The sequence below is a fragment of the Streptomyces sp. NPDC047085 genome (assembly GCF_040643735.1).
Classification (GTDB): domain Bacteria; phylum Actinomycetota; class Actinomycetes; order Streptomycetales; family Streptomycetaceae; genus Streptomyces.
The window spans coordinates 210,921-225,523 of record NZ_JBEYUW010000006.1; the positions used below are offsets into that span (position 1 = coordinate 210,921).

At 74.2% G+C, this 14,603-nt stretch carries 11 protein-coding genes; 4 read left to right on the forward strand and 7 right to left on the reverse strand.

Annotation, left to right across the window (positions count from 1 at the left end; all coding sequences use genetic code 11):
• Positions 1-406: 406 nt before the first annotated feature.
• Positions 407-2,926, reverse strand: a complete 2,520-nt coding sequence (locus tag ABZ865_RS22240) for a SpoIIE family protein phosphatase (RefSeq protein ID WP_361232819.1) — start codon at positions 2,924-2,926, stop codon at positions 407-409.
• A gap of 592 nt (positions 2,927-3,518) precedes the next feature.
• Between ABZ865_RS22240 and ABZ865_RS22245 the strand changes: the two genes are divergently transcribed.
• The gene (locus tag ABZ865_RS22245) at positions 3,519-3,929 is read left to right on the forward strand and encodes a hypothetical protein (protein WP_361232822.1); all 411 of its coding nucleotides are present in this window, start codon (positions 3,519-3,521) and stop codon (positions 3,927-3,929) included.
• Position 3,930: 1 nt separating this feature from the next.
• Here ABZ865_RS22245 and ABZ865_RS22250 read toward each other — a convergent pair whose 3' ends face one another.
• From ABZ865_RS22250 to ABZ865_RS22260, 3 genes are all read right to left on the reverse strand, one after another.
• Positions 3,931-4,626: a 2-phosphosulfolactate phosphatase gene (locus tag ABZ865_RS22250; RefSeq protein ID WP_361232825.1), complete on the reverse strand. Its 696-nt coding sequence runs from the start codon at positions 4,624-4,626 to the stop codon at positions 3,931-3,933.
• A 59-nt stretch (positions 4,627-4,685) separates the two neighbouring features.
• Complete coding sequence (locus ABZ865_RS22255) at positions 4,686-4,979, reverse strand: hypothetical protein (protein WP_361232828.1); 294 nt, start codon at positions 4,977-4,979, stop codon at positions 4,686-4,688.
• Positions 4,980-5,057: 78 nt separating this feature from the next.
• A complete protein-coding gene (locus ABZ865_RS22260; RefSeq protein WP_361232831.1) occupies positions 5,058-6,227 on the reverse strand; it encodes a hypothetical protein in 1,170 nt (389 codons plus the stop codon).
• A gap of 424 nt (positions 6,228-6,651) precedes the next feature.
• On the opposite strand from ABZ865_RS22260, the gene ABZ865_RS22265 reads away from it, so the two are divergent.
• Entirely contained in the window at positions 6,652-7,047 is a 396-nt protein-coding gene (locus tag ABZ865_RS22265; protein WP_361233635.1) for a PadR family transcriptional regulator, read from the forward strand.
• Positions 7,044-8,045 carry a hypothetical protein gene (locus ABZ865_RS22270; RefSeq protein ID WP_361232833.1) on the forward strand — a complete coding sequence of 334 codons (1,002 nt, stop codon included), beginning with the start codon at positions 7,044-7,046 and terminating at the stop codon, positions 8,043-8,045. Before ABZ865_RS22265 ends, ABZ865_RS22270 begins: the two co-directional genes overlap by 4 nt.
• A gap of 89 nt (positions 8,046-8,134) precedes the next feature.
• Here the strand turns inward: ABZ865_RS22270 and ABZ865_RS22275 are convergent, their stop codons facing one another.
• The 3 genes from ABZ865_RS22275 to ABZ865_RS22285 form a co-directional block, all read right to left on the reverse strand.
• Positions 8,135-9,100, reverse strand: a complete 966-nt coding sequence (locus tag ABZ865_RS22275) for a DUF1152 domain-containing protein (protein ID WP_361232836.1) — start codon at positions 9,098-9,100, stop codon at positions 8,135-8,137.
• A 106-nt stretch (positions 9,101-9,206) separates the two neighbouring features.
• The gene (locus ABZ865_RS22280) at positions 9,207-10,571 is read right to left on the reverse strand and encodes an FAD-dependent oxidoreductase (protein WP_361232839.1); all 1,365 of its coding nucleotides are present in this window, start codon (positions 10,569-10,571) and stop codon (positions 9,207-9,209) included.
• Between the two features lie 172 nt (positions 10,572-10,743).
• The gene (locus tag ABZ865_RS22285) at positions 10,744-12,075 is read right to left on the reverse strand and encodes an NlpC/P60 family protein (protein WP_361232841.1); all 1,332 of its coding nucleotides are present in this window, start codon (positions 12,073-12,075) and stop codon (positions 10,744-10,746) included.
• Between the two features lie 506 nt (positions 12,076-12,581).
• On the opposite strand from ABZ865_RS22285, the gene ABZ865_RS22290 reads away from it, so the two are divergent.
• Positions 12,582-14,576: a DUF1996 domain-containing protein gene (locus ABZ865_RS22290; protein ID WP_361233638.1), complete on the forward strand. Its 1,995-nt coding sequence runs from the start codon at positions 12,582-12,584 to the stop codon at positions 14,574-14,576.
• The last annotated feature ends 27 nt before the right edge of the window (positions 14,577-14,603 follow it).

Sequence of the window (14,603 nt, forward strand, 5' to 3'; positions counted from 1 at the left end):
GGTGAGATCGGGGACGGCTGTCGGGCGGGCGGGTGGAGCGACCGTTTGGCGGGACGGGTGATCACGGCTGGGGCGGGCGGTGGGGGGCGTGACCGGTGGCGCGTGATCATGGCCGGGGCGGGCGGTGGGGGCGGCCGGTTGCACGTGATCATGGGTGGGGCCGGACCGGCGCCTCGTGGGCAGCGCGCGTGGGCGGACGGGGCGTGGCGGTGGGCGGCGTGCCGTGCTGGGGCTGCGGCTGTCGGGGGGGGAACGGGGTCGCGCCGGGCCGCGCCGTCTGTCGGTGGGGCGTGTTGTGGGGCCGGGGTGCGGTGTGCGTCGGTGGGGCGTGTTGCGGGGCCGGGGTGCGGTGTGGGTCGGTGGGTTGCGTGTGTCGGGCCGCGGCGGGCGTCCGGGGTGGGTGGGGTCAGGGTCTGTGGGGGGCTGCGGGGCGGCGGGTGGCGAGGAGGAGGGCCACGTCGTCGGGGCGGTCCTTGGCGTGGCGGGGGGCCGCGGTGAGGCGGTCGGCCACGCCCGCGAGAGACCGGCCGCCGCGTCGGCCCGAGGTCGCGCCGGCCCGGGCCAGGGCCAGGCGGAGCGCGGTGATGCCGTCGTCGATGTCGATGCCGGGGCGTTCCACCAGGCCGTCGGTGTAGAGGGCGAGGATCGCGTACGGCTCCAGCGTCAGCTCGGCCACCGGGTAACGGGCGTGCGGGTCCACGCCCAGGACCACGCCGCCCGGCAGGTCCAGCACCCAGGTGTGCCCGTCGGGGGAGCGCAGCAGCGGCGGCGGATGGCCCGCCCGGGCCGCCCGGGCGCGGCCGGTGCCCGGGTCCAGCCGGACGTAGCAACAGCTCGCGAACTGGCCGGGGTCGAGGTCGATGAGCAGGTGGTTCGTCCCGCTCATCACCTCGTCCGGCGGCCGGTCGCCGAGCGCGAAGGCGCGTACGGCGCTGCGCAGCTGGCCCATGGTGGCCGCCGCCTGCACGCCGTGTCCCTGGACGTCCCCGATGACCAGCGCCAGCCCGTCGCCGGACTCGACGACGTCGTACCAGTCGCCGCCCACGTCCATCCCCTGAGTCCCCGGCAGATAGCGGCCCGCGGTCTCCACCTGCGGGTGGGCCGACAGCCGCCGGGGCAGCAGGGCCTGCTGGAGCCCGCGGGCGAGGGCGGCCTCGCTGTCGTAGCGCTGCGCCCGTTCCATCGCGTGCGCGATCAGGCCGGCGAGCGCGGTGAGGACCGTACGCTCCTCGGTGCTGAAGCCGCGCGGCCGGTCGAAGCCGAGGATGCAGGTGCCGACCGGGCGGCCGGAGGCGATCAGCGGCAGGAAGGCGCGGGCGCCCTGCTCGGCGTCCAGCGCCAGCCCCGGGTAGGCGGCGGCCAGTTGCGGCATGGACTCGAAGAACAGCGGCCGGCCGGTGGTGAGGGTCTCCACGCCCGGGATCTTCGCGTCCAGGCTGACGCCCTCGAAGGGCGCGAGGAAGCCCTGCGGGAACCCGGTCTCCCACGCCAGGTAGAAATGGCGGTCCTGGAGCAGGTAGATGGCCAGGCGGCCGCCGCCGAACGCGGGCAGCAGCTCCTTCATCACGACCGCCGACACCTGCCGGGCGGTCACGGCGTCCGTGAGGGCGATGGCGAGGGCGATGGGCCGGTACACCGGCGCCATCGAGTGATCGCCGGGCATGGTGTCCTCGGGGGCGTGCCCGGGGAGCGGGGCGGGTTCCCCGGGGACCGGCTCGACGGTGGCGTCCACGCGGCTGGCCGGGACCATCGTGCAGGTGAGGATGTCGGGGCCGGGGTGGACCGACAGCGCGAGCCAGTCACCCTCGTCGGGCGTGTCCCCACCGTTCGACGGCCGCCGGACGTGGAAGTGCACCGGCTCCGGGGACAGGTGCGCGCCGCGCAGATGGTCGTCGTACGGCGACCCGGCGAGCCACGGCATCGCGTCCCACAGCGTCTGCCCGAGCAGCCGGGCCCGGTCCTGTCCCGTCAGGCGTGCCGCGGCCGGATTGGCGTAGACGACGTGCCCGAGCCGGTCCAGGCAGAACACCCCCTGCGGCAGCAGATCGGCGGCGGCGTCCGCCGACGCGGACGGACCCGGGTCCAGTACGACCCCGCCGACCAGCGTTCCGCCGCCCCCCTCCGGCCACAGGTCCAGCAGCCGCAGCGAGCCGTCCTCCGCACGCAGGCTCAGCGGTGCGGGCGGCGCCTTCCCCGCGGCGGTCTCGCGCAGTGCGGCCAGGACCTCGTGGGCCTCGGAGGGGGACACCGCCTCCGCGAACGCCGGCCCGGTGCCGGTGAACTCGCCGGGCGGCAGGCCGAGGAGCGTGTGCAGCCGGTCGTCCGCGTGCACCTCCGAGGTCGCCGGGTCCCAGGTGAAGCGGCCCACGCGGGCCTGCGCCGAGCGGGTGGCGGGCGGCCGTGCGCACAGCGGTGCGCCGTCCCAGGCGACCACCGTCTCGTCCCCGTCGGCGAGGCCCAGCAGCTCCGCCCCGAGCCCCTCGGCGAGCCGGGTGAGCACCTCCCGGTCCGGCAGCTCGTCCACGGTCTCCGTCGTCGAGGGCCGCAGCACCGACAGCACGCCCAGCGGCTCGGATCCGCCCGGCACGGGCAGGTGCACCGACCCGAACGGGAAGGGCAGGCCCGCCGCGAACTGGGGGTACCGGCGCACCGTCTCCGTCGCGTTCGGCAGCACCACCTGCACGCCGAGGCGATAGGCGTCGGCCATCGGGAACGGCCGGTCGACCTGGAGCCGCCACCAGGGCCGGAACAGCGGCCCCGGCAGCCCCACGAGCACCGCGAGACGCAGCAGCCCTGGGGTGCCGGCGCGCAGATAGATGCCCGCCACGCGGCCCCCGGCCGTGTCGAGCGCGCCGGTCGAGGCCTCGACCAGCAGCGCGGCCAGCCGGGCGCGCGTACGGTCCGCCAGCTCCCCACTCCCAGTCATCGGACCTACCTTGTCCCGCGCACCGTCGGGTGGGTGACAAGGCAAGAATGCGCCACCTGAGCGGCGGAACGCACCTGGGGCCGTCTCGGAGGCCGCACCGCGGCCGGCCACCCGGCCCCCGCCTGCACCGTCACGCCCTGCGTCATGCCGCGTGCCGTAACGCTGAGGCGCCGGTGCGGCCCGCAACCTTCTCCTGGAGCCGAGATGACCACCCGCTCTTCGACCACCCGTTCCGACGACTCGGACATAGTCGCCGACCGTCCCCTGGAGGACGTCGTCCGGCTCATCACCCTGCTGGAACGCTCGCCCGAGCATGCCGCGGCCTGGGCCGACACCCTGCGCGCGGCGGGCGTCGACCGGTCCGTCGAGGAACTCGCCGAGCTGATCGGCCGGCTGGCAGAGGGGCGCCCCGAGGACGCCCCCACCGAACCGAACCCGCCACCGGAGCCCCCCGCCTCCCTGAGTCCACGCCCCCGCCCGCAGCGCCCCTGCCTGTGGCGCCGCTGCCTGCGGCTCCCTTGTCGGCGGCGCCCAAGCCCGCCACCTCCTCGACCGCCAACTCACGACTGCCGTGCCTGCGAACGGCGGTCCCATGAACGGCAAGCCTGCGAACGGCACGCCGTCGACGGACAAGCCCGCGAACAGCAAGCCCTCGGCCGGGAGGCCAACGTCCTCCGCGTCCGCACCCTCCACGCGCGGCCCGGAGACCGGCACGGCGAAGGGCGCCCAGGCCTCCACGGCCCTGGCCTGGTGCGCGCGTGTGGCCGCGCCGGCCGTGCTCCTGTGCGGGGTGGCCCACGCTCCGCGCTACCGGACGGGACCGACCCCCGGCGTCCTGACGGCCACTCTGCTCGCGTCCGGGTCCTGTGCGCTGCCGGCCCTCGCGCTGCTGGTGCGGGCGTCGCAGGTCCGGCTGGTGGCGGCGGCGGCCGCGCTCGCGTCCCTGGCGGTGCTGCTGACCGGGCTCACCGCAGTGAACATCCGCCGCGGCGACGGTACTTGAGTCAGCCTCCGTCCGTCGCGCCCACCGGGCGCAGCACCAGGTGGCCGTCCTCGCGGGCGGCAGCCATGGCGAACGGGAAAGTGTCCGCCTCCAGGCACATCGCCGCGTCCCCGGGGTGGACACCCGCCCAGCCCAGCCGCACGGCCTCGGCGAGCCGGGCCGCGCCGTCGGAGTGCCGGGCCCGGTCGAGGTACGGCGCGGGGTCGGCCTCGGCCGAGGCGGCGCGGGCCGCGATGTACTGGGCGCAGGCCAGATCCTCCTCGGCCCGCCCGCCGTCCCCGGTGACGACGAAGGTCACCGCGTCCGGGCCGACCCGCCGCAGCACCTCGGCCGTCGCGCCGGCCACCACGAAGCTCGCGCACAGCAGCAGCCGCGCGTCCGCGACCGCCAGCGCACCGGCCGTTCCGGCGGTGGTCTTCTGTACGACCGTACGGCCGCGCACGTCGAGGGAGCGCAGCTGGACGGGCGAGTTGGCCAGGTCGAAACCCGGCACCGGCGCACCGTCCTGGAAGGCCAGCCAGCCAGGATGACGGGCCTTCAGATCCAGGGCCTCCTCCTGCGTGCCGGTGAAGACGATCTTCTCCGCGCCGCGCCGGAACGCCCAGGCGGCCACGGTGAACGCGCGCATCACGTCGACGACCACGGCGACGTCCGGTGATGCCGGAGCGGAGGCTATGCCGGTGTAGGTGGGCTGCATCGATCGATTGTGCGACACACGGGACCCGCCGCGTCAGGGAGCGGCTGTCCCGGCGCCGTTCAGAATTCGCCGGCCTCCGGTGGCAGCGGCCGCGCGGCGCGCAGGCTGCGCAGCGCGAGGAGCAAGACGCCGATGTCGTCCAGGTAGACCGGGTCGGGCAGCAGATCGGCGGGCAGCACCAGGTACAGGACCGCACCCCAGAACACCCAGCGCGGCCCCGTGGGCAGCCCGGCCCGTTGCAGGGTGCGCCGGGTCCGGACCAGCCGCACCAGCAGGACGACGGCGAGGGCCAGCAGCAGCACCGCGACGACGACGGCGGCGGCGATCAGCAGCTGGATCGTGGTCGCATCCATGCGGCCTCCTGTCCTTCGGGTCCTGCGGGTCCTGCGGGCGCCGGACCGGCTCCCCTCGATTGTCCTCGCCCGTCCCGGCTACGACGGCCGGTCCGTGCCCTCGTCACCGGGCGCGTCGTCCGGCGGGGGTGCCGGGCGCGGCGTCCTGGGCGTGAACCGGAGCCGTTCGAACGTCCGCGTCAGCTGGTGCAGCGGCGAGGGCGTCCGGGCGGTGCCGGGCCGCTGCTGGGGCAGGGCCGGTGCGGGCGTGTCGCGGTATGCGGCCAGCGCCTCGTGGGCCTGCTCGGCGGCCTGCCGGTACAGGTCCCGGGACTTCGTCATGGCGTCCAGCGCCTCGGCGTACATCGCCACCCGCCGCCGCTCGCGCTCCAGCTCCTCCTGGACGGTCATCAGCGTCCAGTTCTCGCGCAGGTCCGTCAGCGCCTCCTCGGCGCCCTGCGGCAGTGGCCGGGGAAGCGCGACGAAGTGCCGTACGGCGTCGAAGAGTTCGGTGGGCTCGGAGCCGTCGAGGAAGACGCTGCGCACACGGTGCTCCCGGCCGTCGTAGCCGTCCGGGGCGGGGTCCGGGGGCAGCAGGACGGCGCCGCCGCGCGGCACTTCGACGCCGAGGTCCTTCAGGGCCCAGTTGACGGCGCGCAGCTGCTGCGGTGCCGCCCGGTGTTCCACCACGCGGTGCCGCAGCCCCGGCGGCAGCAGCCGGGCCAGCGGCAGTCTGCCCTGCTCGTCCGGGGTCATCGCCTCGTGCACGACCAGGTTGACGCACCAGGCCTCGCGGGCCGCCTCGCGCAGCCGGCGCCGCATGTCCTTGTCGTCCTCGGGCAGCGCGTTGACCTGCCGGAAGCGCAGCCCGGGGACGGTGGGGTGATGGTCCCAGTCACCGTCGTAGCCCGGCGCCGGGCCGCCCTCCGGCCAGAACAGGGTGGCGGGCGAGGGCCACGCCTCGTCCCACGGCCGTTCCGCCTCCGCGACCAGCGTCCACGCGTACTCCTCGCGGCGGCTCTGCCCCGGTACGAGGGTGAGCCGGGCCCGCACGGTGACCGTACCGGCGGCCCGCCAGCGCGCCTCGAAGATCCGGTCCGCCGAACCCTCGGGCACGGGCGGCTCGGCGAAGTCGTCGATGTCCCCGCTCTCTCTGTGCCGGCGCAGTGTGCGGCGGACGAGGTCCTCGGTGGCGGGGCCCGTGTGGCGGCCGCGGGCCGCCCAGAGGGTCGGAGGGATGGTGGCGCGGTCGGTGGCGGAGTTCGACATGAGCCAATCTGCTGATGGGGGCGGGTGCGCCTCCAGTATCACCGTTAGGGGGTGCGCCGGGTCGGCCGGGTCCCTCGGGCGGCGCGTCGTGTCGGACGTACGCCCCCGCGTACGGCGCCCGCGCAGACACCGCCGCGCGCGGCACGCTGCCCCCGCGCGCCCCGCGTACCACGTGCGCGCCGCGCACCCGGGGAGCGCGGCACGCACATCGGGCGACCGCTCTTCACACGTCCCCGGCCCGTCGCCCGGCGCCCAGAATGGTCCGGCGAACGGGGCCCGTCCACCCATCCGCTTCGGGACGGGCCCCGTTCCCCGTGCGCGGCGGGCGGCCGCCCCACGTGGCGTGAGTGGCGGAAAGCCGTCGGCCTGTCTGCTCGATATATATCGGAAGCCGAGATATTCTGGCCGCATGGCATCGAGGAACATGACCCGAGCGGCGTTCTTCGTCCTCACCGCGCTCGCCGACCAGCCGCGGCACGGCTACGGCATCCTGCGCGAGGTGGAGGAACTGTCCGACGGGGAGGTGCAGTTGAGAGTCGGCACCCTGTACGGGGTGCTGGACCGGCTGACCGCCGACGGACTGATCGTGCTGGACCGGGAGGAGGTGCAGCAGGGCCGCCTGCGGCGCTACTACCGGCTCACCGACGACGGAGTGGCCGCGCTCGACGCGGAGGCGGAGCGCATGGCCGCCGGTGCCGGCGCGGCCAAGCGGCGCATCGCCGAGGGCCGCCGCGCCGGCGGCACCGCCGATCCGGCCCCCGGGTCCGCGACCGGCCTCGAACACCCCACGGCACCCGGACTCGCGGGAGGCTTCGCATGACCACACTGCTGGAAGCCCGCTACCGGGCCGTTCTCCGTCTGCTCCCCGCCTACTACCGGCGCGAGCGGGAGGAGGAGATGGTCGAGACGTACCTGTGGGACATCGACCGGGACACCCAGGACCAGAGCCGCCCCACCCTGGGCGAGGTGGCGAGCGTCGCGGCCCTCGCCGTGCGCAGCCGGCTCGGTGCCCCCGGCGCGCCCCACCGCTACGCCACCCTCGGCTCGGCCGTCCGCCTCTTCGCCCTGTCCGCGATCCTGCTCCAGGCGGCCTCGGCGGTCGTCGAACTGGTCCTGGAGGTGACCTGGGCGGCCAGCCGGGGCGGTACGGGCCGGCATCTGCTGCTGTCGGAGTTCACCGACCACGGCGTGCGCGCGGCAGTGATCACCGCGGCGCAGTGGTTCCTGCCGCTGCTGTGGGCGGCCGCGTACTTCGCCCTCCTCCACGACCGCCGCCGGCTCGCCCGGACGTGCGCCCTGATCGCCGCGCTGCCCAGCCTCTGGCCCCTGCTCGGCTCGCTCGTGAGTGACATGGTCCCGGCGGACCCGCTGTTCGCGGTCGCGTTCGCGCTGTTCGCCTGGCTGCCGGCCCTCGCGCTCTGTGCCGCCCACCACCGCGACGCACCCCCGGCGCGGCTGCCCGCGGGCTCACCCGGGCTGGTCTTCATGGCCAGTTGTGTGCTGATGGGCGCCTCCACCGTGATGCTTCCCGCCCTGCCCGACCTGGCCTGGGCGCCGGCGAACTGCTTCCTCGTCGGCGCGCTCGGCTGGCTGGTGTGGCAGGCCCGCCGTAGGGACGGTGCCTCGTCGGGCGGCGCGTTCGCCCTGGCCGCTCTCGGCCTGCTCGTGCTCGCGGTACGGATCGTGAGCCTCTACCCCTGGCTCCATGTGTCCGTACCCGGCGCGTTCGTCGGCGGCGCGCTCGGCCAGGCCGCGGCGCTCGCTCTGCTGATCGTGGCGCTGGCGGTGGTCGGCCGCCGGGATCTCACCACCCGCTGACCCGGCTGACTCCTTCGTCTCCGGGGGTGGCTGACCCCTGTGTCCCTTGGGTGGCTGAGCCTTGTGTCCCCGGGTGTACCCGCTCCGGTTCAGTGCGGATACGCCCGGGGCGGCCGCTGCCGGGGCAGCTCCTCGCGGAACTCCGCGATCACCGAGCTGATCTGCCGCATCAGCACCGTCCCCTCCAGCCGGTCCAGGTAGAGGTTGCGGCGGGCCAGGGCGGGCAGGTCGACGCAGAAGTACAGCGCCATCAGCGGGTTCACGAACAGCTCGCTGCCACGCGTGCGCTCGGTGAACCGGACGTCCCCGAAGTCCCCACGTACGGCCGCCGCGACGGAGCCGTGGACGATGCTGGGGTGACCCGCGTGGCATCGCTGGGCGTGATCCACCGCGTCGAGGTAGAGGGCGCCCTCGTGGCTGTCCCGGGGCAGCGAGAACGCGCCCAGATAGCCGCCCTCGCGGTCCAGGGCGGCGAGGTTCTCCAGCACCAGGGCGTGGTTGACGCCGTGATACGCGTCCACCCCGAAGCCCAGGCAGGCCACCAGCCGGTGCGGGACCTCCTCCAGCCCCGCCACCGCGGCCAGGCTCGCCATGTCCTCCTCCGGCGTGCCGAGCCCGTGCTCGTCGCCGCGCATGAGGATGTCGGTCCCGCCGTCCACCAGGACGATCGCGTCCACCCCGCCCAGGTGTGAGAGCAGCTCCCGGTAGGCGGCCCGCAGGGGATCGACACCCGTCTGCGGAAAGGCGTACACGGTGTCCGGCAGTTCCCGCTCGCCGAGCCACCGGGCGAGCGCGCGCTCGGGGAAGTAGTCGCCGCGCAGCGGGGTGTCCGGGCGGACGGCGGCGACGTCCGGCGCCACCCAGGAGTCCGGTCCGAGCCCGTACAGGTCGGCGAAGGACAGGTTGGCCAGATGGACGTCCTTGCCGGCCGCCCGCAGCGCGAATGCCAGGGGCAGGCCGGCGTAGACGTCGAAGCCGCCGCCTGCGCCGGCGACGAGGATCCGGCGCGCCTCGCGCAGACGGCTGAAGAGCGCGGGTTCATGGAGAGAGAACACCGCTGGACCCTAACAAGGCCGATCGGCGGCCCAGTTGGGGTCCAGCGGTGACGATGACGCTCCAGCGGTGAGGGGGCGACCGAGGAGGGGCTTGCGCGCCGGGGGCCTACGCGCCGCTCTCCCGCAGCATGTCCTCGCGCTCGACGATCTTCACGCGCTCGCGGCCCTGCGGCTCGCCCAGCGCCCGCTCGGCGGCGTCCAGCTTGTACCAGCCCTCCCAGGTGGTGAAGCGGACCTCCCGCTCGGCGAAGAAGGCGTCCACGGCCTCCGGCTCGGGCGAGGCGGGGGTGTGCAGGCGGCCGTTCGCGAAGTCGTCCAGCAGGTTGGCCACGGTCTCGTTGGCGTCGCCCTTGGTGTGGCCGATGAGGCCGATCGGGCCGCGCCGGATCCAACCGGTGACGTACGTCGACTGCAGGTGGGTTCCGCCCTCCTCGACGACCCGGCCGCCCTCGTCCGGGACGGTGCCGGAGTCGGCGTCCCACGGCAGCTTGGGCAGCTCCTCGGACAGGTACCCCACGGCCCGGTAGACGGCGGTGACGTCCCAGTCCTTGAACTCGCCGGTGCCCTTGACGTTGCCGGTGCCGTCGAGGGCGGTCCGCTCGGTGCGCAGGCCGGTGACCTTGCCGTCCTCGCCGAGGATCTCCGCGGGCGACTCGAAGAAGTGCAGGAACAGCTTGTGCGGCCGGTCGCCGATGTCGCGGATGGCCCAGTTCTCCAGGGTCTTGGCGACCATGTCGGCCTGCTTGTTGCCGCGCCGGGTCTCGATCGAGCCCGCGTCGTAGTCGATGTCCTCGGGGTCGACGATGACCTCGATGTTGGGGGAGTGGTCCAGCTCCCGCAGCTCCATCGGGGAGAACTTCGCCTGCGCCGGGCCGCGGCGGCCGAAGACGTGGATCTCCAGCGCCTTGTTCGCCTTCAGGCCGTCGTACACGTTCGGCGGGATCTCGGTGGGCAGCAGCTCGTCCGCCGTCTTGGCGAGGATCCGGGCCACGTCGAGGGCCACGTTGCCGACACCGAGCACGGCGACCTTCTCGGCCTCCAGCGGCCAGGTGCGCGGCACGTCCGGGTGGCCGTCGTACCAGGACACGAAGTCGGCGGCGCCGTAGGAGCCGTCCAGGTCGATGCCGGGTATGGACAGCGCGCGGTCGGCCATGGCGCCGGTGGAGAAGATCACCGCGTCGTAGAAGGCACGCAGGTCGTCCAGGCTGATGTCGGTGGGGTAGTCGACGTTGCCGAAGAGACGGATCTGCGGCTTGTCGAGCACCTGGTGCAGGGCGGTGATGATGCCCTTGATGCGGGGGTGGTCGGGGGCGACGCCGTACCGGATCAGGCCGAACGGGGCGGGCATCCGCTCGAAGAGGTCGATGGACACGCCGGGGTCGGCGGCCACCTCGGACTTGAGCAGGGCGTCGGCGGCGTAGATCCCGGCGGGGCCGGCTCCGACGATGGCTACCCGCAGCGGGCGCGGCATGATCAGGTTCCCTTCGAGCGTGAAACATCGACTCGTCGGGAAGCCTAAACTAAGGCAGCCCTAAGTTAGTACGCGGGTCCGGTCTATGACCCCATAAGTCGATCTTATGAGATGTCCAGTGGATGCTTATGGCTCGTGAGTGGCCGACGCTTGGTCGCGGCCATCGCGTGCGTCACGCGGGCCGGATCACCCGATGGATCGCCTGCTCGCCGGCGCCGTAGATCGACTCCTCGCGGATGGACGACCCCGGGCCCGGGGCGTGCACCATCATGCCGCCGCCGACGTACAGGCCGACGTGCCGGTCGTCGTCGAAGAACAGCACCAGGTCCCCGGGCTGGATGCCGGCGAGGGTGATCGGGGTGCCCGCCAGCGCCTGCTGGTGCGCGGCGCGGGGCAGCGTGACGCCGGCCGCCTTCCAGGCTCCCTGGGTGAGGCTGGAGCAGTCGTAGGAGTCCGGCCCGGTCGCTCCCCACACGCAGGGCTTGCCGATCTGTGCGCGGGCGAAGTCGATGGCCTTCGCGGCGGGCGTGAGGGGGCTGGGGGCGGGGGTGAGGGCGAAGGAGCCCGTGTCGGTGAGGGGGTCCGGCTCGGGGACGGGGGTAGGGGCGGCGACAGGGATGGGTGTGGGGGCGGGGATGGACTCGGGGCCGGGGACGGGGATGGACTCGGGGGCGGGGGTGGCCCAGGTGTCCTGCGTGGGTGCGGTCAGGGCGGCGGCCGGGAAAGGGGTGGACAGTTGGGCGGCGTACCGGGACAACAGATCCTGGGCAGCCGCGAGTTTGCGCCGGTTGGTCGCCTTGGCGTCCGAGAGGGAGGGGCGCTGGGGCGCGTTGACGGGAAGCATGGCCGTCCCCGACGCACCCGTGCCGAGGGGTGCCGGCGCGGTGAGTCCGAGGGGCTCCGCCCGGCCCGAGTCGGCCGGCTGCACCGCGTCAACGGCCGGCAACTCCGCGTACATGCCGGGGAGTTCCATGGATCGACCGACGGGAAGCTCCGCCGGTCGGCCGGGAGGCAGTTCCGCGGGCGCTGTGCTCGGCAGGCTTGTGGTCCCTGCCTTCAGCGCGAGCGGTGATTGTGCGCTCGGCTCCGCGGGGGAGTCGCCCGCCGTCAGCTCGGCCACCGCGCGGCCTCCGCCGCGTCCGGTGGACCCGGCGGGCAGGGCGGGCAGTCCGCCGGCCGGGAGCTCCCGCCCGGTGCCCGGGCGGCCGTCGTCCGAGCGGTTGCCGGTGCGGGCCGGACGCGCGGAGTTTTCGGGCAGCCGGTCGGCGGGCAGGACGGCCGGCATCGTCGGGCCGAGCTTCGTACGGGCCGCGTCGAACCACTGCCGGGCCACCGCGTCGAGCGCGGGATCCGAGGGCCGGCCGGGACGCTTGGCCAGAGGTACGCCCCGCCCGCGCGTGGCCACCGCCATCGCCCGGGTCGCGTTGTACATCCCCGTCGCGTTCTCGGCCTGGTTGTAGAGGGAGTCGATCCGCTGCCGCACCTCGTCGCGCTCCGGCCCCATGGGAGACGCACTCCTTCCTTGCCCCGTAAGGCAGTCGGGCCGATGTACCGGGAGTCGGTCGAGTCTCCCGTCCCGGACGTCGCTGCGGTCTCACGAGCAGCGGGAGCCGGGCGGCCTGCCGGGCGTCAACCTAGCCAACTTGTGTCCCTCGTGTGAAGGTTGAAGGGCGGAATGTCCGATACATATTTGTGATGTTCGCCGTGGTGTTCGAGGGGGAAGACTGGGCGCTCCATAGGGCGGGTCCGGCCGGCCGGGCGTCGTGCGGTGGGTGACTGCGGGTGGTGTGACCCGGTTTGCCTGTGAGGTCTGCGTGAATTCCCGATCCGGTTGAACACCGGTGCGCCGCCCCGCGTATGGGTGCGGGGGACCCCCATGCCCGGCCGCCGTCCGCACGACGTCCGACCGGCGCCCGACCGACCACGACACACAGGGGAACGACCTTGGAACGCAACCGGCGCAGACGCCCGACCGGCGTACGACGCGCGACCTTCGCCGCGGTCGCCCTGATGCTGGGCGGGGGTGGCCTCGTCGCGGCGAACGTCTACGCCTCGGCCACGGAAGGCGGTTGGGGCGGACAGTCCGGCCCCGACGCGACCGGACAGGTCAGGTCCGCGGGCATGGCGACGATCGACTGCCCCGACGTCGGCAGCAGGCTCACGGCGGTGCCGGACGGGGCCCGTGCGGACGTCGACCGTGAACTCGCCCAGCTGGACCAGCAGATCGCGGCGGCCTACCAGCAACTCCAGGGTTCGGCCCAGGCCGTCGCCCAGGACCCCGGCGCCGCCGACGAGCCGATCATGAACCCGCTGAAGGAGAAGCGGGCGGAGACCCTCGCGCGGATCGCCGACGCCATCGACCGGGTGGGGGACCGGCCGGAGGGGCTCGACGCGCTGGCCGCCTGCACCCTGCGCCCCGCCGAGAACGGCACGGGTACGGGCGACACGGGCAGCGGCGGGGACGGCGGCAGCGGCCAGGCCACCGCGAGCCCGGGCGACGGCGCCCAACAGAACGGCGGCCAGGGCCAGAACGGCGATGCCGGCGCGCCCGGCGCGGGCCAGGGCGGCAACGGACCCGTCGTCTCCGACTACGCCGACATCACCTCCGTACAGCCCAATGTGCCCAACCCGCCCCAGCAGGCCGACGCCTCGCGCGGCACCTTCACCTCCGACTGCGGCGTCAACGCGAACGGCCTGTTCAACTCGGACAACGTGATCGTGGCGCCCGGCGTCTCCAACGGCGCCCACCACTTCCACGACTACATCGGCAACCAGTCGAACAACGCCTTCGCCAGCGACCAGGACCTGGCGAACGCCAAGACCAGCTGCGTGGACCAGGGCGACAAGTCCACGTACTACTGGCCGGTCCTGCGCCTGCAGAACGGCACGCAGGAGCGGGACGCCGGCGCTCCGGGCGGCGGCACCGAGGGCAACGCGGGCCAGATCGTCACGCCGAAGCAGGTGACGCTGACGTTCGTGGGCAACCCGCGCGGCAAGGTCACGGAGATGCCGCGCCTGCTGCGCATCATCACCGGCGACGCCAAGGCCTTCGTCAACGGGCCCGGCAACGCCAACGCCTCCTGGAGCTGCACCGGTTACGAGGACCGGCAGCTGAAGGACAAGTACCCGCTGTGCCCGTCCGGCAGCGACGTCGTGCGCACCTTCCGCTTCCAGAGCTGCTGGGACGGCCGGAACACCGACAGCGCCAACCACCGCACCCACGTGGCCTTCGCCGCCCCCGACGGCTCCTGCCCGGCGGGCTTCGAGCCCATCCCGCAGCTGGTGCAGCGCATCGTCTACGACGTCTCCGCGCCGAGCCTGGACGACGGCGGGCGGACGGTACCGCTCTTCGCGGTGGACTCCTTCCCGGAGCAGCTGCACAAGCCGGTCACCGACCACGGCGACTTCATCAACGTCTTCGACGACGGCCTCATGCGCGAGATGGTCGACTGCATCAACTCCGGCCGCACCTGCGGCCCGCGCGGCGGCGACGACTCCGGTACGACGGCGAGCCCGAGCGCCGACCCGGGTACGAGCACCGCTCCGGACACGAGCACCGCTCCGACCACGGCACCCGCCTCCCCCGACCCGGCCCAGAGCCCCGCCGAGGAGCCGAGGACCGACCAGTCCAGCGCACCGGCCAACACCACCAAGCACGATCAGCGGGGCGGCGACGGCGGGAAGGGCACGAACCAGCAGCCCCGCAAGCCGTCCGCGTCCACCGACTCCGACAGGGGGCGGGGGTCCGCCTCGTCCGCCTCACCCGCCCGGTCCACAGGGTCCGGGTCGGGCGGAGGCGAGGTCGGTCAGGCCACCAGTTCCGCCCCGCCCCAGGCCGGCGGCGCGGGCGGGCAGACCACGCCCCCGCTCGCGCAGCCGGAGCCGCAGGCGGTGCAGGGAGGGCTCGCGGAGACAGGGGCTCACCTGTGGCCCGCGGCCATCGGCACGCTCCTGGCCCTGTCCGGCCTGATCATGCTGCTGCGGGCCAGGCGGCTGCGCTACTGACCCTGACCTCGGCCTGAGGTCTCGGAC

What these genes read in the sequence shown, in the direction of transcription:
- ABZ865_RS22260 (WP_361232831.1), bottom strand. Translation starts at nt 6,227, where the DNA reads ATGTCGAACTCCGCCACCGACCGCGCCACCATCCCTCCGACCCTCTGG.
- ABZ865_RS22280 (WP_361232839.1), bottom strand. Translation starts at nt 10,571, where the DNA reads ATGCCGCGCCCGCTGCGGGTAGCCATCGTCGGAGCCGGCCCCGCCGGG.
- ABZ865_RS22270 (WP_361232833.1), top strand. Translation starts at nt 7,044, where the DNA reads ATGACCACACTGCTGGAAGCCCGCTACCGGGCCGTTCTCCGTCTGCTC.
- ABZ865_RS22290 (WP_361233638.1), top strand. Translation starts at nt 12,582, where the DNA reads ATGCTGGGCGGGGGTGGCCTCGTCGCGGCGAACGTCTACGCCTCGGCC.
- ABZ865_RS22240 (WP_361232819.1), bottom strand. Translation starts at nt 2,926, where the DNA reads ATGACTGGGAGTGGGGAGCTGGCGGACCGTACGCGCGCCCGGCTGGCC.
- ABZ865_RS22250 (WP_361232825.1), bottom strand. Translation starts at nt 4,626, where the DNA reads ATGCAGCCCACCTACACCGGCATAGCCTCCGCTCCGGCATCACCGGAC.
- ABZ865_RS22245 (WP_361232822.1), top strand. Translation starts at nt 3,519, where the DNA reads ATGAACGGCAAGCCTGCGAACGGCACGCCGTCGACGGACAAGCCCGCG.
- ABZ865_RS22255 (WP_361232828.1), bottom strand. Translation starts at nt 4,979, where the DNA reads ATGGATGCGACCACGATCCAGCTGCTGATCGCCGCCGCCGTCGTCGTC.
- ABZ865_RS22285 (WP_361232841.1), bottom strand. Translation starts at nt 12,075, where the DNA reads ATGGGGCCGGAGCGCGACGAGGTGCGGCAGCGGATCGACTCCCTCTAC.
- ABZ865_RS22265 (WP_361233635.1), top strand. Translation starts at nt 6,652, where the DNA reads ATGACCCGAGCGGCGTTCTTCGTCCTCACCGCGCTCGCCGACCAGCCG.